The sequence below is a fragment of the Mesorhizobium sp. B1-1-1 genome (assembly GCF_006442955.1).
GTDB lineage: Bacteria > Pseudomonadota > Alphaproteobacteria > Rhizobiales > Rhizobiaceae > Mesorhizobium.
The window spans coordinates 72155-92805 of the sequence record NZ_VFWW01000004.1 but is presented as its reverse complement, the minus strand read 5'-3'; the positions used below and the strand labels follow the sequence as shown (position 1 = coordinate 92805).

The 20651-nt window shown below is 63.7% G+C and carries 17 protein-coding genes and 1 tRNA gene; 8 read left to right on the top strand and 10 right to left on the bottom strand.

Annotation, left to right across the window (positions count from 1 at the left end; genetic code table 11):
- Window positions 1-101 precede the first annotated feature (101 nt).
- Window positions 102-1091, top strand: a complete 990-nt coding sequence (locus FJ986_RS08770; protein WP_140513261.1) for a LysR family transcriptional regulator — start codon at window positions 102-104, stop codon at window positions 1089-1091.
- On the opposite strand, the gene FJ986_RS30430 is transcribed toward FJ986_RS08770, so the two are convergent.
- The 5 genes from FJ986_RS30430 to FJ986_RS08745 form a co-directional block, all read right to left on the bottom strand.
- Window positions 1069-1434, bottom strand: a complete 366-nt coding sequence (locus tag FJ986_RS30430; protein ID WP_181181867.1) for a hypothetical protein — start codon at window positions 1432-1434, stop codon at window positions 1069-1071. The genes FJ986_RS08770 and FJ986_RS30430 overlap by 23 nt on opposite strands.
- Before the next feature lie 203 nt (window positions 1435-1637).
- Window positions 1638-1711, bottom strand: a tRNA-Gly gene (locus FJ986_RS08760).
- A 108-nt stretch (window positions 1712-1819) separates the two neighbouring features.
- Window positions 1820-3712, bottom strand: a complete 1893-nt coding sequence (locus FJ986_RS08755) for an acyltransferase family protein (protein ID WP_140674007.1) — start codon at window positions 3710-3712, stop codon at window positions 1820-1822.
- Between the two features lie 202 nt (window positions 3713-3914).
- The gene (locus tag FJ986_RS08750) at window positions 3915-5405 is read right to left on the bottom strand and encodes a hypothetical protein (RefSeq protein ID WP_140674005.1); all 1491 of its coding nucleotides are present in this window, start codon (window positions 5403-5405) and stop codon (window positions 3915-3917) included.
- Window positions 5406-5474: 69 nt separating this feature from the next.
- The gene (locus FJ986_RS08745) at window positions 5475-6503 is read right to left on the bottom strand and encodes a glycosyltransferase family 2 protein (RefSeq protein ID WP_140674003.1); all 1029 of its coding nucleotides are present in this window, start codon (window positions 6501-6503) and stop codon (window positions 5475-5477) included.
- 441 nt (window positions 6504-6944) lie between these two features.
- Here FJ986_RS08745 and FJ986_RS08740 point away from each other — a divergent pair, with 441 nt between their 5' ends.
- Window positions 6945-7208 carry a DUF6460 domain-containing protein gene (locus FJ986_RS08740; protein ID WP_140513271.1) on the top strand — a complete coding sequence of 88 codons (264 nt, stop codon included), beginning with the start codon at window positions 6945-6947 and terminating at the stop codon, window positions 7206-7208.
- A gap of 3 nt (window positions 7209-7211) precedes the next feature.
- Here the strand turns inward: FJ986_RS08740 and FJ986_RS08735 are convergent, their stop codons facing one another.
- Window positions 7212-8114 (bottom strand): histone deacetylase, encoded by a 903-nt coding sequence (locus tag FJ986_RS08735; protein ID WP_140674001.1) that lies wholly within the window; start codon window positions 8112-8114, stop codon window positions 7212-7214.
- A gap of 132 nt (window positions 8115-8246) precedes the next feature.
- Here FJ986_RS08735 and FJ986_RS08730 point away from each other — a divergent pair, with 132 nt between their 5' ends.
- On the top strand, window positions 8247-9587 hold the full coding sequence (locus FJ986_RS08730) for an MATE family efflux transporter (RefSeq protein WP_140673999.1): 1341 nt from the start codon (window positions 8247-8249) through the stop codon (window positions 9585-9587).
- Here FJ986_RS08730 and FJ986_RS08725 read toward each other — a convergent pair.
- Window positions 9580-10659 (bottom strand): quinone-dependent dihydroorotate dehydrogenase, encoded by a 1080-nt coding sequence (locus FJ986_RS08725; RefSeq protein ID WP_140673997.1) that lies wholly within the window; start codon window positions 10657-10659, stop codon window positions 9580-9582. The genes FJ986_RS08730 and FJ986_RS08725 overlap by 8 nt on opposite strands.
- A complete protein-coding gene (locus tag FJ986_RS08720; RefSeq protein WP_140564788.1) occupies window positions 10656-11006 on the bottom strand; it encodes a DUF952 domain-containing protein in 351 nt (116 codons plus the stop codon). The genes FJ986_RS08725 and FJ986_RS08720 overlap by 4 nt, the downstream gene beginning before the upstream one ends.
- Before the next feature lie 107 nt (window positions 11007-11113).
- On the opposite strand from FJ986_RS08720, the gene FJ986_RS08715 reads away from it, so the two are divergent.
- Together FJ986_RS08715 and FJ986_RS08710 are read left to right on the top strand one after the other, a co-directional pair.
- On the top strand, window positions 11114-11548 hold the full coding sequence (locus FJ986_RS08715) for a hypothetical protein (RefSeq protein WP_140513277.1): 435 nt from the start codon (window positions 11114-11116) through the stop codon (window positions 11546-11548).
- Between the two features lie 126 nt (window positions 11549-11674).
- Entirely contained in the window at window positions 11675-12334 is a 660-nt protein-coding gene (locus FJ986_RS08710) for a response regulator transcription factor (RefSeq protein ID WP_140513279.1), read from the top strand.
- Between the two features lie 173 nt (window positions 12335-12507).
- Here the strand turns inward: FJ986_RS08710 and FJ986_RS08705 are convergent, their stop codons facing one another.
- Entirely contained in the window at window positions 12508-16014 is a 3507-nt protein-coding gene (locus FJ986_RS08705) for a PAS domain-containing hybrid sensor histidine kinase/response regulator (protein ID WP_140663888.1), read from the bottom strand.
- 222 nt (window positions 16015-16236) lie between these two features.
- Here FJ986_RS08705 and mscL point away from each other — a divergent pair, with 222 nt between their 5' ends.
- Both mscL and FJ986_RS08695 read left to right on the top strand, forming a co-directional pair.
- Window positions 16237-16659 (top strand): large conductance mechanosensitive channel protein MscL, encoded by a 423-nt coding sequence (gene mscL / locus FJ986_RS08700; protein ID WP_140496583.1) that lies wholly within the window; start codon window positions 16237-16239, stop codon window positions 16657-16659.
- A gap of 110 nt (window positions 16660-16769) precedes the next feature.
- A complete protein-coding gene (locus FJ986_RS08695) occupies window positions 16770-17936 on the top strand; it encodes a pyridoxal phosphate-dependent aminotransferase (protein ID WP_140496579.1) in 1167 nt (388 codons plus the stop codon).
- A gap of 73 nt (window positions 17937-18009) precedes the next feature.
- Here FJ986_RS08695 and hemA read toward each other — a convergent pair whose 3' ends face one another.
- Window positions 18010-19287, bottom strand: coding sequence for a 5-aminolevulinate synthase (gene hemA / locus FJ986_RS08690; RefSeq protein ID WP_140513285.1), 1278 nt, complete (start codon window positions 19285-19287; stop codon window positions 18010-18012).
- Window positions 19288-19564: 277 nt separating this feature from the next.
- On the opposite strand from hemA, the gene galE reads away from it, so the two are divergent.
- Window positions 19565-20560: a UDP-glucose 4-epimerase GalE gene (galE, locus tag FJ986_RS08685; protein ID WP_140666500.1), complete on the top strand. Its 996-nt coding sequence runs from the start codon at window positions 19565-19567 to the stop codon at window positions 20558-20560.
- Window positions 20561-20651 lie beyond the last annotated feature (91 nt).

Below are 20651 nucleotides of genomic sequence, written 5' to 3'. Positions count from 1 at the left end.
TCCCTTTGCCATAACTGTCAAATGCGATCTTTGATGATTGCTATACCGAAACTGGTATACGTTGACGCTGAACTCAGGGCATTGGGAGCGAAGGGAAATCCATGGCAACGTTGCGCAATCCTGGCGGGATTTCAGAAGGTTACGAGGTGCTCCCCGGTGACGGCGAGACCCTGCTGCGCAGCGGCCTCAGCCTGCGCCATATGCGCATGATCGTTGCACTGGACGATCACGGCCGGGTCAGTTCCGCCGCCCAGGTCATGAATATCTCACAGCCGGCGGCCTCCCGCATGATCGCCGAGATGGAAGCCGTGCTGGACGTCACGCTCTGCGAAAGGCTGCCGCGCGGCGTCACCTTGACGCCCTATGGCAAGGCGCTGGCCAGGCGCGCGCGCTCCATCCTTTTGGAGATGCGCGAGGTCGATCGCGAGATCTCCGAACTCAAGGCGGGCAAGGGCGGCTCGGTGTTCCTTGGGGCGGTGACGGCGCCCGCGATCGAGCTCGCGGTGCCGGCGATCCGGGAAATCCGCCGCATCTACCCGCGCATCGAGATCACCATGCAGGTCGAGACCTCCAACGTGCTGGCGCGCGAGTTGATCGCGTCGCGCCATGACTTCATCATCGCGCGCATCCCCGACGATCTCAACCCGCGGCTGTTCGAGTCCCGTGTGATCGGCGTCGAGAAAGCCTGCCTGATCGTGCGCCGGGGCCATCCGCTGACCGAGGGCAAGGCGGTTCGGTTGGAGGAGACCGCGGCCTATGACTGGGTTTTCCAGTCCGGCGGCTCGCCGCTGCGCCAGGCCATGGAGAGCAATTTCCTGAACCGCAACATCGCGCTGCCGGACCGCATCCTCAACACCAGTTCGCTGCTCCTCACCCTGGTCATGGTCGCGCACTCCGACGCCATCGCGCCGGTCTCGGTCCAGGTGGCGAAATTCATCCAGAATCCCGAAGGGCTGGCCGGCGCCATCGACGTCGTGCAGACCGAATTCGACATCGAGGTTCGGCCTTACAGCCTGATCACAGTGAAGAACCGTGCGCTGTCGCCGGCGGCGAAGATGCTGCATGATTTCATCCTGCGCGAAGTGGGGTGACCGGAACAAAAACCAGGTAAGTGCGTTCAAAGGCCAATCGGCGTTCGCGCCGGAGCTCGTTTTGAGCCGGGGAACGATGCGCCGATGATAAACAACTCGGGAGATTTTGATGGAACGTCGGTTGTTTCTTACTGGAATGCTTGGCGTCGCGGGGGCAGTTGCTTTTGCAGGCCTGGCCAGGCCTGGCAGAGCAGTTGCCGGGGTCCCGAACGGCAACGGAATCCTTGACGAACTCGACAAGGACGACCTCGACAGGGCTGATGCGGCCGTCTTCGAAGGAGACGATCAAGCCGAGGTGGAGCAGATCTCGCATCGCCGGTGGCATCGCCGGCACCGTCGTCATGGGCGCCGCCGCGCCTGGCGCAGGGTCTGCCGCAGCTATTGGCGCCGCGGTCGCCGCCATGTCCGCTGCTGGCGCAGGCGCGTCTGGGTCAGTGTTTGGCTCTAAAGCGATACCGGGAAAACGGCTGGAGCGGTTTTCCCGGAATTGCGCGAGAAACCGGTAGTTGGAGCGGCTTGGTAAGGGCTCAAACCCTTGGCGCAGACTGGAGCGGGTAGCGGGAATCGAACCCGCGCGTTCAGCTTGGGAAGCTGACAGGCTACCATTACATCATACCCGCGCAGCAGCCTCGTTACCATGAGGGCTGGCCATCGGGCAATCGCAAAGCGGCTCACTTTTCACACGGTACCGTCCCAGCGACCGGCGCGCCGCATGCCGGTTCCGTCTGCTATCTCACTTTCGCGATCTCGGTGCCGGCTGCAAAGCTCGGCCAGTATCTCGAGATGGCGAGTGCTGCGCCCGCCGAAGAGAAGTGACCATAGTCGAAATAGAGAAATTGCTTGTTGCCGGCATCGGCATACGAGCAGCCTGCGGCGTCGCACAGATAGGTCAGCGGGTCTATGAAGTCAGCGCCTTTGACAAAGGGCAGAACCCGCTTGTTGATGTCCGGATCCATGGCCATCGGCCAGGACATGTTCGCGGCATCTCCTCGTCTTGCGAAGAAGGCGATTTTCTGGACGTCGGCGATGAATTCGGGAGACTGGCCGATGACGTAGACCTTGACGCCCATCTGGCGAAGCCGGTCGATCGTCTTCTGGAGACCGCCGAAGCCCCTGACCTCGTAGTCGGTCCATCGGCCACTCAGGATCACGGCCTGAATGTTGGCTTCGCGGATGATCGACATGGCCCGCTCGTTGAAGCTGGTACAGGCAGGTCGGGCATAGGAAAAATAGGTCAGGTCCGGGGGGCAGCCGGCATAGGTGTATTGGATGACGTTAGCCTGGATTTTCTGGGCGTTGGCTTCAAGTCCCGAGACATAGTGGGCGGCGAAGGAATCGCCCCACAACAGCACATTGGTGGCAAAGCCGCTCGTTCGGGTGCAGGCGGCAAGGTTCCAGTCCTCGATCCGGTTCGAGCCTTCGTTGAAGCAGATGCCGTTGCGCCAGTCGCCAACCTGGATCCGTTCCGTTGAAAAATTCGGGAAGCGTTCCGGAAAACCGTTGCCGAGCGCCCCGGCCACGCCGCCGACGCAGAGCAGGACGATTGCCGTCGCGGAAAAGGCGAAGATAGGCAGCGGTGCGGTGTAGGCCCGTTTCCGCCGAAACGGCTGCTCGACATATTTCCACGAGAACGCCGCCAGGGCGAAGCTTGCCACGGTCATGGCGATGATCGTCGGCACGCCGATGGCTTTCAGCGAAACGTAATGGACGAAGGAATTGATCGGCCAATGGACGAGGTAGAGCGAATAGGAAATGAGGCCGATCCAGACCAGCGGCGGAAACTGCAACGCCCGCGTGGCGATGGTTGCCGGCCCCTGTTCGCCCGCCCTTTCGTGGCCGGCATAGATGAGCAGGGCGGTGCCGATGCAGGGGAACAAGGCATTGTAGCCCGGAAAGGGGTCGCTCTCTGAAATCGTGACGAAGCCGAAGGCGACCATGGCAAAGCCGGCGAGGCCGATCAGTTCCATTGCCGGCCGGCTGGCAAGTGCCGGCGGCTTTCTCAGCATCAGCATGGCCCCCAGCGCCAGTTCCCAGATGCGCGTCGGCAACAGGTAGAAACCCGCCGTGGGCGCCATCGAGGTCGCCATGACCGCCAAGGCGAAACTGCCGATCGCGATCGGCAGCAATATCGTCAGCCAGCCTTTCGAGGCATAGCGATAGATCAGGTACACCAGTATCGGCGCGAAGATGTAATATTGCTCTTCGACCGAGAGCGACCATGTGTGCAGCAGCGGCCGCAGCTCGGCGTCGATCGAGAAATAGTTCGTCGTCTTCCAGAAATAGATGTTCGACCAGAAGGTCGAGGCCGCGATGACGCTGAGGCTGAATTCGTGCAGGTCCGATGGCAAAAGGATGAACCAGGCGGCAGTGCCTGCGAGCACGATGACGAAGGTCAGCGCCGGCAGGATGCGCCGCGCGCGGCGCCAATAGAAGCGGCCGATCGAAAACTGGCCGCGTTCGAGATCGTCGAGCAGGCTGCCGCTGATCAGATAGCCCGATATGACGAAGAAGATGTCGACGCCGGTGAAGCCGCCTGGGATGGCGGACAAGCCGAAATGAAAGAGGACGACAGGCAGCACCGCTATGGCCCGCAGGCCGTCGATGTCGCGTCTGTAGTTCATGCGGCCGGTTCGCGCGCCATGGCCGGCGGCAGTCGTGGCGCACCCGGTTCACCGGCCCATGCGGCGGCATTGCCGCGATGCGAGAAAGCCTTGATTCTCGATCCCACTTTGTTCGTCCTCTCCGGTGCAATTTGCTGCACCGCAACATCGGTGTCAAGGCGAATGCTGGAGGGCCGAAGCCGGTTTGGGCTGGCGCCGCGGATCAGGCGCCGGGCAGGTAGATCACGGCGTATTCGTCCGCGTAGGCCCGCTTCCAGCCCAATTCCTCGAAGAAGGGAATGCGGGTGTCGCCGGCCGCCAGCAGCGCCCAGCCTATGGCGTATTTCTTCAGCCGGGCCTCGAGCAGTGGTTTGCCGTCGCTGTGTCCGGTCGCGTCGTCGGTTTTCGTGAACCCGTCCAGGAACAGCTGGTCCGTCCTGCCGTCGATGTAGGTCTTGATCCCATGGAAGATCAGCGTGCCGCCGAAATTGTAGGAATTCAGCACGTTGCCGGACAGGCGCTGATCCCTTGCGAAGGCGAGTGCTCCGCTGGCGGACGTCTTCGGGCTCGGCGCGATCTGTTGGACACTGCCGAGGACCGAGACCGCGCCGATCAGCAGGACGGCCACCGCGCCTGAGATTGCGTAGTAATGCCTGGCGAGGACTTTTTCCAATCCGTCACGCTTTTGCGCCAGCCAGGTCGCGGCTGAAAGTGCGGGATATTGCTGTGCGACCTCAGCCATGATCGCCAGCGGGACCAGAAGGAAGAACAGGTACATGAACCGCTGGTGACTGAGATAGGCATGCAAGGTGAAGACGATGAACAGTGCCTTGGCCCAGCCAATCCGCAGCCGTGACACCAACAGCCCGAAAAGCGCCAGCAGCATCACGGCTTCCTTGACGAGCTCTTCCTGGGCGTTGAAGGGCCGCCACTCCAGGATAAGCGGCACCGCTTCATTGCCATAGGCGACGGTAAGCGTCGCCAGGATGGCCTTGACGCCATAGGGATGGACCAGGCTGACCACTGGGCAGAGCAGGCCGAACGCGACCCATTTCGCCAGGAGAACCGGTTTCGACAGGCCTGTGCGCGACAGGAGATACAGACCGGCAAGACCGCCGATGACGAAGCTCAAGGTGAATGTGGCATGCAGGTTCGCCCACAACACGACGAGCGCGAGCAGCCACGGGGATGGCGCTCTTTCTTCCTGCGCCGCGCGAAACAGCATTGCCGTCCAAATGACGATGATCGGCAAAGTGAAGACGTGGGGGCGCGCGGTATAGATCGGGGCGACAAGGAAAGCCGCGACGAAAGCCAGCACCACCGCTAACACCGGCTTCAGCCATGCGCTGAGGAACCATCCCATCAGGAAGACTGTCAGGCCGATCGTGGCGATGATCAGCGTGACGACGCCATTCCAGCCTCCGGCGTCATAGGCGAGGGCCAGAAGCACCTGCCCCAGCCATTCCTTGGCGATCCAGGGCTGGCCGGCGAAGGTATAGGAATAGGGATCGACAGTCGGAAATGTCCGGTTCGCCAGGAAATCCAGCCCAACCTTCACCTGCCACCAGCTGTCAGGATCCAGAAGGAGGGAGTTGGCATGCCTCATCAGCACGTAGGCAACGGTGCAGGCGCAGAAAAGACAGAACAACAGCCTGCTGCGCTGTGCGTCTTCGAGCGACGGCGTAGCCATCGCGATTGCCGTGGCTTGGTTCATGTCGCGGCCCCCGGCCATTTCGCGCTCGTTCCGGTCGAGAGGTCCGGTCGCGGCCGGTCGATCGTCGCCTTAGCCACGCGCGGCTCTCTTCACCATTTCCTGGAGGCGGTGGACAGGCAGGTCCTTGTTTTCGAGGGCCACATCGCTTCGCGAAACGATCTCGTTGACGAAATAGAGCGGCCGCCGCTTCGTCTCCATGTACATCCGGCCGAGATATTCGCCGAATATGCCGAGCACCAGAAGCTGAACACTGCCCAGGATCAGCATGATCGCGGCAAGGCTGGTCCAGCCCGGCAGCACGTTTCCCAGCGACCATTCGAGCAGCGTATAGCCGAGCACGACCATTCCCAGTGCGCCGGAAAGCATTCCCAGAAGCGAGGCAAACCGCAACGGCGCGATGGAAAAGCTGGTCATCGCATCGACAGCCAGGAGAACCATCTTCTTGAGCGGATAGTGGGTGGCGCCGGCGAAACGCCGTTGCCGCTCATAGGAAAAGGCGGCCTGTCTCAGCCCGATCCAGCTCACCATGCCGCGAATGAACCTGTAGCGCTCCGGCATGGCGTTCAGATGATCGAGGGCGCGGCGGCTCATCAGCCTGAAATCACCGGTGTCCGGCGCGATCTCGACGTCGACCATCCGGCGCAGCAGCCGGTAGAACATCGACGCGGAAGCCAGCTTGAACCAGCCTTCGCCATCACGCTTGGCCCTTTGACCGTAAACGACATCGAAGCCTTCATCCATCTTGGCCATCATCGCGCCGAGCAGTTCAGGCGGATCCTGGAGATCGGCATCGAGAATGAGGATGCGCTGGCCCCGGCAGAACTCCAGCCCCGCGCTCAGCGCGATCTGGTGGCCATAATTGCGGGCAAGGTCGATGGCGACGACATGGTCGTCCTTTTGCGCCAGTTCGAAAACGGCCTCGCGGGTGCCGTCGGTCGCCCCGTCGATGACGAGCACGATCTCGTAGGAAGGGTTTTGCGCCAGGCAAGCGGCGGTGACGCGTCGGTGAAGCTCAGCCACGCCGTCCCGCTCGTTATAGCACGGCACGACAACCGAAAGCATGACCGCGCGGCGCGCGCCGATTTTTTCCGCTTCCATCAAAGCCTGGCTCCCGCTCCAGGAATGGCAATAGCGGCAATTGGTTAGAAAACAGATAAGCCGGCCGCGATCAGCCGCCACCGGCCGCTCGCCTGCCATGCGCCTATGGTCGCCGGCTTGGTACCAGGGCACGATCCGCGTTAACGTGTTCCTTCGGAGCCTTCGACGGTGCGCTGTTGACGGAGCCTTGAACGGATAAACCCGCCTGTGCGGCGGGTCCCTGGCGCAACTCAGCACCATAGCCAAATATCTACCATAGTTGCCTTCACCCCGTCAAGGAAAAAATTCCTATCATGAAAAGCCGGCGGCACCGCCGGACCGGCCGTCATAGGCTTTGTCAGCCAGGTTCAGAGCCTTGGCCCGCCCGGCTTGAAGCGGGGCGGCCAAGTGCGTATTTCTGATCCTGTCGCCGAATCGGGCGATCAGAGCCGGAGACAGGTCTTGTCCGCATTGACGCGCTTTCTCGGCGACACCCCGCTCAGGGTACTCCTGAAGTTGCTGGTGGTGTCGTTCCTCGTCGGCCTCGTCATGACCGCCTTCGGCTGGTCGCCGATGGACGTGCTCTATGGCATCCGCAAATTCGTCCTGGATCTCTGGAATCTGGGCTTCCATGCCATCGACCGCTTCCTGGGTTATATTCTGCTGGGTGCGGCGATCGTGGTTCCGGCGTTCATCCTGCTCAGAATCGCCAACTACAGGAAATAGCGGTCAGGCGTAGTCCGCCGCCGCCTCGAACAGAATGGCATGGCGCGCCGCGAGCGCGGCCACGTCGGTCGAATAGCCGCCGCCGATGACGCCGCATAGCGCGATGCCGCGCGAGCGGAAGTGACCGATCACCATGGCGTCGCGGGCGCGAAGCCCGTCGTTTGAAAGCGCCAGCCTGCCGAGCCGGTCCTCGGCATGGACGTCGACGCCGGCATTGTAGAAAACGATGTCCCAGCGCGCATGGGCGGACAGCTCCGGCAAGATGGCAGCCAACCTTTCGAGATAGGCGGCATCGCCCGTGCCGTCGGGCAGTGCGACATCGAGGTCGGAGGCGATCTTGCGCGCGGGGTAGTTGCGCTCGCCATGCATGGAGAAGGTGAACACGCGCGGATCGCCGGCCAGGATGTCCGCCGTGCCGTCGCCCTGATGCACATCCAGATCGACCACGAGTATATTCCGCGCCGCGCCTTCGGCGAGCAGCACCAGCGAAGCGACGGCGACGTCGTTGAAGGTGCAGAAGCCCGCGCCTTGCGCGCGCCGCGCGTGATGGCTGCCGCCGGCGGTGTTGCAGGCGATGCCGTGGCGCAAGGCCAGCCGGGCCGCCAGTACGGTGCCGCCGGTGGCGAGTTGGGCGCGCAACGAGACGCGTGGGCCGACCGGAAAGCCGATCTCGCGTTCGATCTTGTCCGGCACCGAACAGCTGATGACCTGGTCGACATAGTCGGCCGCATGGGCAAGCTTCAGCCATGGCGCCGGCGCCGCTTCCGGCATGCTGAGCGCCCCCTGCACGGCCAGTCCGCGTGCGCGCAAGGCTTCCATCAGCAGCGGATATTTGCTCATCGGAAAGCGATGGTTGACGGCGAAGCCGGCGTCGTAGTCGGGGTGATGGACGATCTGGAGGGACATGGACCGGATCCGGCGGCTCGCGCCAGACCGGAATTTCGGTTGGCCGCCATGGCAAGGATGGATTGCGCGGTGGCCGGAAAATGGGGCACACCGGCTGTTCGATCAAGGCACAATCAGCAAGGCAGCAATTCTTTGGAGAAGGGTGCAATCCCAGCCGACGCCAGCTCCTTTGTCGTCACCAACCGCACGGTTCTCGTCATCGCCGTGCCGATGACGCTCGCCTACCTGACGACGCCGCTGCTCGGCATGGTCGATACGGCTGTTGTCGGACAGCTCGGCGACGCCGCCTTGCTTGGCGGCCTGGCGGCAGGCGCGCTGGTCTTCGACGTCGTCTTCACCACCTTCAATTTCCTGCGCTCCGGCACCACCGGTCTGGTCGCCCAGGCTTTCGGGCGCAACGACGCGCTGGAGGAACAGGCGGTGTTCTGGCGCGCGGTGCTGATCGCTGTTGTCGCCGGCATCGTGCTGGCTGCGCTTTCGCCGCTGATCGCGGCCGGCGGGCGGTGGTTCATGGATGCCGGGCCGCCCGTCAGCGAGGCGATGGGCGTCTATATCGGCATCAGATTGCTCGCGGCACCATTCTCGCTGATCAACTACGCCATTCTAGGCTATGTCCTCGGCCGAGGCGAGGGCGGTCTCGGGTTGGTTCTGCAGCTGGTGCTGAACGGCATCAACATCGCGCTCTGCATCCTGCTTGGCCTGGAGCTTGGCTGGGGCGTCGCCGGCGTTGCCTGGGCAACCGTCACCGGCGAATTCCTGGCCATGTTGCTCGGCCTCGCCATCGTCATCAGGCGGTTCAGGGCAAGCCCGCCCGTGCCACGCCAACGCCTGCTCGACATGAGCGCGTTCCTGCGCATGCTGTCGCTCAACCGCGATATCATGATCCGCTCGTTCTCGCTGCTTGCCGCCTTTGCGCTGTTCACCCGCCAGGGTGCGCAATTCGGCACGGTCACGCTGGCCGCCAACGCCGTGCTGATGAATTTTTTCCTCGTCGCAGGCTATTTCCTCGACGGTTTCGCCACCGCCGCGGAACAGCTCGCCGGCCGCGCCGTCGGTGCGCGGGCTGAGCACCCGTTCCGGCGCGCGGTGCGGTTGACCCTGTTCTGGGGTTTCGGATTGGCGGGCGCCGCAACCCTGGTGCTTCTGCTGGCCGGTGCCAATTTGGTTGCCGTCGTCACCACATCGCAGGAGGTCCGCTCGGTGGCCGACACCTACCTGCCCTGGGCGGCCTTCACCGCACTGAGCGGCGTGCTGGCTTTCCAGATGGACGGCGTCTTCATCGGCGCGACCTGGTCGCGCGACATGCGCAACATGATGCTTTTGTCTTTCCTGGCCTTCGCCGCCGCGCTGATGACGCTGGCGCCCGCTTTCGGCAATCATGGCCTCTGGGCGGCATTGCATGTCTTCCTGCTGGTGCGTGGCCTCAGCCTGCTGGCCATCCTGCGGCTACGGCTGCGGACGGCGTTCAGTTGAGCGACCTTGAAGCCCATTGGTCGAGATGACGGTCGCGCAAGTCGCTGATGGACTTGAGCCGTTCCGTCTCGGCGAAACGCGCCATGCCGGCGACGATGCGCCCCGGCAGCGCCGGCCCGGCATAGATCATGCCGGTGTAAAGCTGGACGAGATCGGCGCCGGCGCGGATCTTCTCGAGCGCCGTCTCGGCGGAATTGACCCCACCCACGCCGATGATGGCCATGTCCGGCCCCAGCAGCCTGCGCATACGGGCCAGCACGATGGTCGAGCGCTCGAACAGCGGCCGGCCGGAAAGCCCGCCGGTCTCGCTTGCCGCGCCGCTGGAGCGTAGCGCCGGGCGAGAAATGGTGGTGTTGGACACGATGATGCCGTCTATGGCCTTCTGGGTGACCTCGGCGGCGATGTCTTCCAGCTCGGCTTCGACCAGGTCAGGCGCAATCTTGAGAAACACCGGCGGCTGCCTTGCCGCTGCGACGCGCGCGGCCATGACGCGCGACAGGAGCTCGCCAAGCTGTTCGCGCGCCTGCATGGTGCGCAGGCCGGGCGTATTGGGCGAGGAAATATTGACGGTGAGATAGCTGGCGTAAGGCGCGAAGCGGATGACGCCGCGCTCATAGTCACTGACGCGGTCGGCGCTGTCCTTGTTGGCGCCGATGTTGATGCCGACGATACCGGAGCGCCCCTCGCGGCCGGCAAGGCGCTTTTCGGCGGCCGCATGGCCTTCATTGTTGAAGCCGAGCCGGTTGATCACCGCTTCATCCGCCGGCAACCGGAAGATGCGCGGCTTCGGATTGCCACGCTGCGGCAGCGGCGTCACCGTGCCGACCTCGGCAAAGCCGAAGCCGAGGCCGAGAAGCGCATCGGGCACCTCGGCATTCTTGTCATAACCGGCAGCCATGCCGAGCGGATTGGGAAAATCGAGGCCGCAGAGGCTGACCTTCAGCCGTGCGTCGCGCGCCGTCCGTGCGCCGACCGGCAGGCCACAGCGCAGCGCCGCGATCGACAGGCCATGCGCGGTTTCCGGGTCGAACGTGAAGAGCAGCTTCTGGCCAATCCGGTCGAGCACGCTCATTCGGCCTCCAGCGCGGGGAACTGGTGGGTGCCGTCGGCGCCGAGCGGGAGCGGCCGGACCCACAGCACTGCTTTCAGGTCGAGCACGCCGTAGAGGTGCGGAAACAGCGCGCCGCCGCGGGAGGCCTCGTATTTTAGCGCATCGCCCAGGCTGGTCCCGTCGATGGCGACCAGCAGAAGCGCCGCCTGGCCGGCAAAATGTTTCGCCGCCGTCTCTTTGACCTGTGCCGCCGTGGAGAAATGGATGAAGCCGTCGGCGACATCGATCGGCGCTCCGGTGAAGCGGCCGTTCGCTTCGGCCTCGCGCCAAGGCCCTTCCGGGGTTATCTTGTAGATAATCTGAGACATGGTTGCGCTATAGTCCGAACCAGCCGTGCGGGGAAGGCCGTGCCAAGGATCTTCCCCATTTCCGGCGCAAACATGCGATATCTCAGGCTTTGGCCATGGAGGACAACATGCGTCTGCAGCACATCTTGATCCCCGCCGCGCTCGTTTCGCTGGTCGCGGCGTCCGCCTTTTCCGAGGAGGCCGACCGCTACCGTCTGGAGAAATCCGCCAACGGCTATGTCCGCATGGACACACAGACGGGCGCGATGTCGATCTGCGAGGAGCGCTCCGGCCAACTCGTCTGCAAGATGGCGGCCGATGAACGCGCTGCCTTCCAGGACGAGGTCGATCGCCTGCAAACCTCGATGAAAGCCATGGACGAGCGCGTCACCAGGCTCGAGAATTCGCTCTCGGCCCGCCTCGAATCGACATTGCCGAGCGAGGAGGATTTCAACAAGACGATGAGCTACATGGAGCGTTTCCTGAAGGGCTTCATGGGCATCGTCAAAGATATGGACAAGGACAGCGGCGACGGCGCCAAACCCAACTCGCAGAAGACCTGAAGACAGGCCGTCTGGGGAAATCCGGTGCGCCGGCTTTGCTGCTTGAAAACAGCGCGAAGCGCCTCATAATCGTTGCATCAGGTCCCGAGAAAACAGAAGACCATCAAGGGATCCGGGGAGGGATATTTGCCATCAGGCTATTCTTTCGTCATCGCCGACGATCACCCGCTGTTTCGCGGTGCGTTGCGCGAAGCGCTTGCCGGCATCGGCAATGTCACCGCTATTCACGAAGCCGGCGATTTCGAAAGCGCCAAGGCGCTGGTCGTGGCCAACGAGGAGGTCGATCTGGTGCTGCTCGACCTGTCGATGCCGGGCGCGAGCGGCCTTTCCGGCCTGATCTCGTTGCGCGGCATCCATCCGGCGGCGCCGCTGGTGGTGGTCTCCGCCCATGACGACCCGGCGACCATCCGGCGCGCGCTCGACCTCGGCGCGTCCGGTTTCATCTCCAAATCGGCCAGCATGGAGGAAATCCGCGACGCCGTGCGATCGGTCCTTGCGGGCGATATCGCGGCACCGGCCGGCATCGATCTCGGTGTCGAGCGCGATCCCGAAATATCGGACCTGATCAAGCGCTTGCAGGCGCTCACGCCGCAGCAAACCCGCGTGCTCGGCATGCTGGCGGAAGGCCTTCTCAACAAGCAGATCGCCTATGAGCTCGGCGTCTCAGAGGCGACGATCAAGGCGCATGTCTCGGCGATATTGCAGAAGCTCGGCGTCGACAGCCGCACCCAGGCGGTGATCCTGCTGTCCAAGATCGGCAGCGATCCGCTGCAGCCGGTGAGCTGAGCGCCCGAACCTGGCGGATGGTTATGCGGATGTCGGCCCGGCGACCAGTTTTTCGGAAACGCCTCGCCCGTCGGCAGAGATAGAAGCCATGCCGAAGCGATGGCCGACATGTTTTGCGCCTATCTCGAAGCCTGGGCGCCGTCGGCGGGGCCGAAATGAAGCAGATCTGACAGTTACTCCGCCGCCGGCGCCAGCGGCCTGACCCTGGCCATCATCGAGCGCAGCACGGCCGGTTTGAGCGGCTTGTTGATCACCGGGACGTCGAGCCCGGCCGCCGCCGTGCGTACCTCGTTGGAACGGTCGGCGGTGACCAGCACGGCGGGCAGGTCGTCGCCGTGGATCGCTCGCAGCCCGACGATGGCGTCGAGGCCGGTTTCGCCATCGAGATGATAGTCGGCAAGGACAATGTCCGGGCGGCGGATCGCGATATCCCGGTTCGTTGTGCCGGACACGGTCTCGACGGCGCAGCCCCAGCCTTCGAGCAGCAGCCGCATGCCTTCCAGGATGCGGGCGTCGTTGTCGATACACAGCACGCTCAGTCCGGCCAGCGAAGCCGCCGCGCGGGCCGGCGCCCTGGTTTCGACCTCGCGTTTCGGTTCCTGCACGGCCGCCACCGGCAGGATGACGGAAAAGCGCGTGCCCTTGCCCGGATTGGAGAAAATACGGATTTCAAGCCTCAGCACCCGCGCGATGCGATCGACGATCGAAAGGCCGAGGCCGAGGCCTTCGGCCTCGCGCGCGCCTTCGTCCAGCCGGGTGAATTCGCGAAACACCGTGTTCAGCTTGTCGCCGGCAATGCCGATGCCAGTGTCGATCACCTGGATTTCCGCCAGTTCGCCGCGCCGCCGCACGCCAACCAGGATGCGGCCGTGACGTGTGTATTTGATGGCGTTGGAAACGAGGTTCTGGATCAGGCGGCGCAACAGGTTGCGATCCGTCATCACTGTCAGCGACGAGGGCATGATCGTCAGCTTGAGTTGCTTTTCCGCGGCAAGCGGCCGGAAATCATTGCCGATCTGGCGCAGCAATGCGTCTAGGTTGAAGGCCGTGTCGTCCGGTTTCATGGCACCGGCATCGAGGCGGGAAATGTCGAGCACGGCGCCCAGAATGGTCTCGACCGATTCCAGCGAGGAGTCGATGTTGACCGCGGCCTTGCCGGCCGGGCCCTTGCCGGCCTTTTCGATCAACGACGAGCAGTAGAGCCTGGCGGCGTTGAGCGGTTGAAGGATGTCGTGGCCGGCCGCGGCGAGGAAGCGCGTCTTGCCCAGATTGGCCTCCTCGGCAAGCATCTGCGCCTGCGCCAGTTCCTCGTTGACCCGGGTCAACTCCTCGTTGACCCTGGTCAGTTCGATGGTGCGGGTCTTCACCCGCTGTTCCAGCGACTCGTTCGCCCGCTTCAGCGCCAGGTCCTGCTCGACGCGGCCGGAAATGTCGGCATAGGTGGCGACGATGCCGCCGTCCGGCATCGGGTTGGAGCGCAGCTCCAGGATCCGGCCGCTGGTCTTCAGTTCCATCTGCCAGGGGCTGACGAAGCTGGTCAGCCGGTTGAGCATCGTCACCCGCTGGTCGGTCGGGATATCGCCGCGCTCCGCCAGATGGCGCAGGATCTGGTCGAGCGAGACGCCGACCTGGCCCATGTCGTCGGGCAGGTCGAACAGCTCGCGGTACTGGCGGTTCCAGCAGATCAGCCGGAAATCCCGGTCGAAGACGGTGATGCCCTGTTCCATCTGGTCGAGCGCGATCTGCAACAGGTCGCGATTGTGTTGCAACGCTTCCGTGGCGTCGTCGAGCAGCCGGAAGGCATCCCTGGATTCGCGGTCGTGGCGGCGAAACAGCAGCGACAGGATCAGCCGCGCCGACGAAGAGCCGACGGCGCTGGCCAAAAGCTGCTCGGAAAAGCGGATGACGTCCATGCTGGCTTGCTCATTGCCATGCAGGATGACGTTGGTGGTCTTTTCGAAGGACTGGAACGACCGCTCGGTGCGCTGCACGCCGAGATAGCGCGCGATGGTGTCCTTCAGGTCGTTGACGGTGACGGCGGTGCGGAAACGGCGCAGGCTGGGCATCGGCCCGGCTTCGCGCGGCACGAAGATCGACGCCTGGATGCGCTCCAGCGGCACCGCGGCGCGCGACAGCGAGCCCAGCACGAAAAACAGTGCGTTGATCGACAGGCTCCACAGCACGCCGTGGTTCAACGGCTCCGCAACGGTGCCGAACAGCGCCTGCGGCCGCAGCGCTTCGAAGCCGAACAGGCCATGCACCAATATGCCGGTTTCGGGCGCGACGAGCGATGGCAACAGCAGCGTGTAGCCCCAGATCAGGATGCCGGCGACCATGCCGAGGGCCGCGCCCCTGCCATTGGCGCCGCGCCAGATCAGCCCGCCGATCAGCGCCGGCGCGAATTGCGCGATCGCCGCGAACGACATCAGGCCGATCGACGACAGCCGCGCGCTGTCGGTGCTCTCGCGGTAGTAGAGGAAGGCGATGAAAAGCATGATGAAGATCGATGCCCGCCGCACGTTGAGGATGAGCGTCGACCAGTCCTCGTTTTCGGAAGACGTCGTCCTCAGCAGCCGCCGCACGAACAGCGGGATGATGAGGTCGTTGGAGATCATGATCGACAGCGCCACGCTCTCGACGATGACCATGGCGGTGGCCGCCGACAGGCCGCCGATGAAGGCAGCCATGGCCAGGAAATCGTGACCGCCGAACAAGGGCAGCGACAGCACATATAGGTCGCTGCTCGTCTTCGTGCCGACCAGCGACAGTCCGGCGAAGGCGATCGGCAGCACGAACAGGTTGATCGCCACCAGATAGAGCGGAAACACCCATGTCGCGGTGCGCAGTTCCGCCTCGCTGCGGTTCTCGACGATGGTGACGTAGAATTGCCGGGGCAGAAGGATGATAGCGAAGCCACTCAGGCAGGTCAGCACCAGCCAGGTGGCGAGTGACGTCGAATAGCTCATCGCCTGCCGCACCTGGCCGTTTTCGGCCAGCTTGCCGAACATGTCGCCGGGCCCGCCGAAGATCAGGAAAGTGACCATCAGGCCGATCGCCAGGAAGGCGGCAAGCTTGACCACGGTTTCGACCGCCACCGCCAGCACCAGCCCGTCCTGGTGCTCGGTGGCGTCGGCGTGGCGCGTGCCGAACAGCACCGCGAACAGCGCCAGCAGCATGGCGACCACCAGCGAGATGTCGCTGACGAAAGGATCGAACGAGGGCGGCGAGCCGGTGTAATGCTCGACCATCAGGCTGACGGAACCGGAGATCGCCTTCAGCTGCAGCGCGATATAGGGCACCGCGCCGATGGTCGCGATCAGCGTGGCGATGGCGGCCACGGTGAAGCTCTTGCCATAGCGCGCGCCGAGGAAGTCGGCGATCGAGGTGATCTTCTCGGTCTTGGCCAGCCGCACGAGACGGTTGAGCAAGGGAAAACCGAACACGAACACCAGCACCGGGCCGGTATAGATGCCGAGGAACTCCAGGCCGCGCTCGGAAGACAGGCCGACAGAACCGAAAAACGTCCAGGAGGTGCAATAGATGGCCAGGCTGAGCGCGTAGATGAACGGACGTGCGCGACCGGGCCCGGAGCTGGCCGAGCGGCGGTCGCCAAGGCTGGCGATGGCGAACAGAAGCGTCACATAAGCGATCGCGATGACAACGATGAACAAGCCCTGCACGGCTCGCGCTTCCTCCCTGGCCGGCTCGACGCCCGCTCACCGCACGCAACCACAGCTTGGAAGCTGAGTCCATCGCGGCGTTCGGCGCATGGACGTCTGATGATGCGGGTAAAAACAAACCGGTGCCTTGGCCCTTTTTCCGGTTTTGCAACCGGAGGTTTTTGCTATTGTGGGCTTGGCCGGCGCTGGAGAATGCGGCCGATCATGGCAAGGAGGGTCGAAATGCTGAAAGAATTCCAGGAATTCATTTCCAAGGGCAATGTGATGGACCTGGCCGTCGGCGTCATCATCGGCGCTGCTTTCGGCAGGATCGTCGATTCCCTTGTCAACGACATCATCATGCCGATCGTGGGCGCGATTTTCGGTGGGTTGGACTTCAACAACTACTTCTTCGGACTGTCCTCGAACGTCCACTCGGGCACGCTGGCGGAGGCAAAGAAAGAGGGCGCCGTCTTCGCCTATGGCAGCTTCATCACCGTCGTGCTGAACTTTCTCATCCTCGCATTCATCATCTTCTTGATGGTCAAGGCGGTGAACAACCTGCGCAGGCGCCTGGAGGCCGAAAAGCCCGCGCCTGCCGCCGCGCCGCCGCCTGCCGATGTGCAGCTTCTGACCGAAATCCGCGATCTGCTCGCCAGGAGATAAAGACATCAGGTTCTTCTGGACCAAAACCCCGGTCGTTCACGGCCGGGGTTTTTTGCTTTCGCCCGTAGTAGAACAGCCGGCATGCTATCCCTGTTCGAACGGACCTGCCCATGACCCTGATCCAGAACCTGCGCCCCGAGGCCCTGGCTGCGCCTGAAAGCGGTATCGTCGCCGTCGTCAACTATGGCAGGCTGCGCGACGGCTTGATCCCGCTCTGGGCCGGCGAGGGCGATCTGCCGACGCCGTCCTTCATCACCGATGCCGCGTCGAAGGCGCTGGCCGGTGGCGAGACGTTCTACACCTGGCAGAGGGGCATCCCCGATCTCAGGCAGGCGCTTGCCCGCTATTACCAGAGGCATTTCGGCAAACACTTCGCCGAGGACGAATTCATCGTCACCGGCTCGGGCATGCATGCGATCCAGCTTGCGCTCGACGCGCTCGCCGGTGCCGGCGACGAGGTGATCTATCTGTCGCCCGCCTGGCCGAATTTCGACGCCGCCGCCGCCATCGCCGGTGCAGTGCCGGTGCCGGTCACGCTCGATCAATCCGGCAATGGCTGGTCGTGCGACGTCGAGAAGATCGCGGCCGCCATCACGCCCAGGACCAGGGCGCTGTTCATCAACACGCCGTCCAATCCGACCGGCTGGACCGCCGACCATGAGACTTTGCGCGCCATTCTCGATCTCGCCCGGGCAAATGGCCTTTGGATCATCGCCGACGAGATCTATTCGCTGTTCCACTATGGCCAAGGCCGCGCGCCGTCCTTCCTCGACATCGCGACCGCAGAGGACCGCATCCTGTTCGTGAACAGCTTCTCCAAGAACTGGGCGATGACCGGCTGGCGCGTCGGCTGGATCAAGACCCATCCGAGCTTGCAGCAGGTGTTCGAGAACCTGATCCAGTATTCGAATTCAGGTGTCGCCCAGTTCATGCAGCGCGGCGCGGTCGCGGCGCTCGATGAAGGCGATGTCTTCGTCGCCGAACAGGTGGAGAGGGCTAGGAAGGCGCGCGATCTGGTCTGCGGCATTCTCGGCGCCACCGACCGCGCCCGGTTCACCGTGCCGCAAGGTGCTTTCTACCTGTTCTTCAGGGTGGACGGCATCACCGATTCGCGCAGCGCCGCCTTCGAGATTGTCGACAAGGCCAATGTCGGCCTGGCGCCGGGCACGGCCTTCGGCCCGGGCGGCGAAGCCTTCCTCAGGCTGTGCTTCCACCGCCGTCTCGACCAGCTCGAGGAGGCGGCGCACCGGCTGGCGAAGTGGATGACGGCTGTTTGAGAGGTTGACGAAGCCCGAATTGAAAGTCGCTCCGGCGCGCCAGATGGCCGCCGGAGTGGAGTTTCAAACGGCTTCAGCCGCCTGACTTGGGCACCAGCAGGGGAATGATCCGGTCGGTCTTGGCCACGGAAGGTCGTCCTGCTGAACCATAGGAAATGCCGAGCGCGTCCCAGGTCTCGACCAGGGCGTCCTGCAGCTCGGCGATCAGCGCATCCGAATGGAACGGCGTCGGCGTGATGCGCAGCCGCTCCGTGCCGCGCGGCACGGTCGGATAGTTGATCGGCTGGATGTAGATGCCGTGCACGCCGAGCAGCCGGTCGCTTGCCATCTTGCAAAGCTCGGGGTCGCCAACCAGCACTGGCACGATGTGGGTCGCCGATTCCATCACCGGGAGGCCGGCGGCGGAGAGGATCTGCTTGGTCCGCGTCGCCTGCTGCTGCTGGGCGTCACGCTCGGCCTGCGAGCGCTTGAGATGACGGATCGAGGTAGTGGCAGCGGCGGCGATGGCCGGCGGCAGCGCGGTGGTGAAGATGAAGCCCGGCGCATAGGAGCGCACGGCGTCGATGACAGCGCTCGTGCCGGTGATGTAGCCGCCCAGCGTGCCGAAAGCCTTGGCGAGCGTGCCCTCGATGATGTCGATGCGGTCGGCGAGGCCTTCCCGCTCGGTGATGCCGCCGCCGCGCGGACCATACATGCCCACGGCGTGGACCTCGTCGATATAGGTCATGGCGTTATAGCGCTCGGCGAGGTCGACGATCTCTCTGATCGGCGCGATATCGCCATCCATCGAATAGACGCTCTCGAACACGATCAGCTTGGCGCGTTCGCGGCCCGCCGCCTGCAGCAGGCTTTCCAGGTGCGCGACATCGTTGTGGCGAAAAATCTTCTTTTCCGCGCCCGAGCGCCGCACGCCTTCGATCATCGAGGCATGGTTCAACTCGTCCGAGATGATCAGGCAGTTGGGCAAAAGCCGCGCGATGGTCGAGATCGAGGCCTCGTTGGAGACAAAACCGGAGGTGAAGACCAGCGCGGCTTCCTTGTCGTGCAGGTCGGCGAGCTCATGCTCGAGTTCGACCAGCGGATTGCTGGTGCCGGAGATGTTGCGGGTGCCGCCGGCGCCCGAACCCATCCGGCCCGCCGCGTTCTGAAACGCTGCGATGACATCCGGGTGCTGGCCCATGCCGAGATAGTCGTTGGAGCACCAGACGGTGATTTCCTCTGCGCGGCCGTTGGCGCGCCAGATGGCACGCGGAAATTTGCCCGCTATGCGCTCGAGGTCGGCAAAGACGCGGTAGCGTCGTTCCGCATGGAGCTGGTCGATCGCGTCCTCGAAGAACCGCTGATAATTCATGTCGGCTTCCCAGTTTTGGGCTGGATCATAATCATTGCCCGATTGGCCGTCCACCGGCCCGTTTTGGTCAAAATGCCACGCCCCGCACCTGTTCCTAACGAGGGGCGGATCATGGCCTATTTCCTGGCGATAACGGCCTGTAGGGCGCTTTTGTTTCGACATGATGCCATATGCCGGCCAAGTCGGTTACGCAGGGTTTTATTGGTCATAGGGCGGGCTTTCCAGTAGAGCGGGTGTTGAGACAGTTTCCGATAGATCTTGAATGCGAGGACGCGGAATGACGGTTTTGGTGACAGGCGGCGCCGGCTATATCGGCAGCCATATGGTCTGGGAATTGCTGGATGCGGGCGAAAGCGTGGTCGTTCTCGACCGGCTTTCGACCGGTTTCGAATGGGCGGTGGCACCGGAGGCAAAGCTGGTCGTCGGCGACGTCGCCGACAAGGAATTGGTCGGCTCCATCATCCGCGACAACAATGTCGACGCGATCATCCATTTCGCGGGCTCGATCGTCGTTCCCGAATCCGTCGCCGATCCGCTCGGCTACTACGAGAACAACACCTGCAAGACGCGCACGCTGATCGAAACGGCGGTGCGCGAGGGCGTACCGAACTTCATCTTCTCCTCGACCGCCGCCGTCTATGGCGGCGCTGGGCTGGAACCGGTGCGCGAGGATGCCAGCCTGACGCCGGAATCGCCCTACGGCCTCTCCAAGCTGATGAGCGAATGGATGCTGCGCGATGCGGCGATCGCGCATGGCCTGCGCTACACGGCGCTGCGCTATTTCAACGTCGCGGGCGCCGATCCCAGGGGGCGCACCGGCCAGTCGACGCCGGGCGCCACGCATCTGATCAAGGTCGCTTGCGAGACGGCGCTCGGCAAGCGGCCGTTCATGCAGGTGTACGGCACCGATTATCCGACGCCCGACGGCACCTGCATGCGCGATTATATCCATGTCAGCGACCTGGCCGCGGCGCATCGCCTGGCCCTTGAGCGGCTGCGCGCCGGGGGCGCGAGCCTCGTCGCCAATTGCGGCTACAGCCACGGCTACTCGGTGCTGGAGGTGATCGAGAGCGTGCGCCGCGCCTTCGGCCATGATTTCGAGGTCAGGACGGGCGAGCGCCGCCCCGGTGACGCCGCCGCGGTGGTTGCCAATTCCGATCTCGCCCGGACGGAACTCGGCTGGACGCCGCAACGCGACGATCTCGACCAGATCGTTGCAGATGCGCTCGCCTGGGAGCGTATCCTGACGGGGAAGAATTCCGCACGCGGTTGAGCGGGTTTTCCCAAGGGCTCGCAAGCCGCTCCGCGAAGCGCTATGGAAGCGTTCGCGGAGGGTGCGGAAGCGCGCTGCCCGGTTCGACCTT